1 pseudogene is annotated in these 317 nt (G+C 61.5%); it reads left to right on the forward strand.

Going from position 1 to position 317, the window contains the following annotated elements:
- Positions 1 to 198, forward strand: a pseudogene (locus BK660_RS31340) (toxin-antitoxin system YwqK family antitoxin); the annotation flags it as partial.
- Between the last annotated feature and the right edge of the window lie 119 nt (positions 199 to 317).

The raw sequence follows: 317 nt of genomic DNA on the forward strand, positions 1-317 counted from the left end.
GATGGCGTACGTGAGGGGCGTTATCAGCGCTTTCATCCCAATGGCAAGCCGGCGCTGGAAGCGCGCTATGTGAACGGGCAATTGCTGGAGCCGGAACAAGGGTTTGCCGAGGACGGGCGGCCGCTGGGGCCGGATGGCAAGCCGATTTCGCGGGTGCGCTGGTGGTATCGGCAGTGGGCGGATCCGCAGCAGGCCTGAGAACCTTTGAAGAGCCCCTCACCCTAGCCCTCTCCCAGAGGGAGAGGGGACCGATCGGGGGAGATTGAAGAGGTTCACCGACGTGAAGGATATGTGCTGAATCCAAAATCAACTCGGTT

The sequence above is a fragment of the Pseudomonas brassicacearum genome (assembly GCF_003732265.1).
GTDB lineage: Bacteria > Pseudomonadota > Gammaproteobacteria > Pseudomonadales > Pseudomonadaceae > Aquipseudomonas > Aquipseudomonas brassicacearum_D.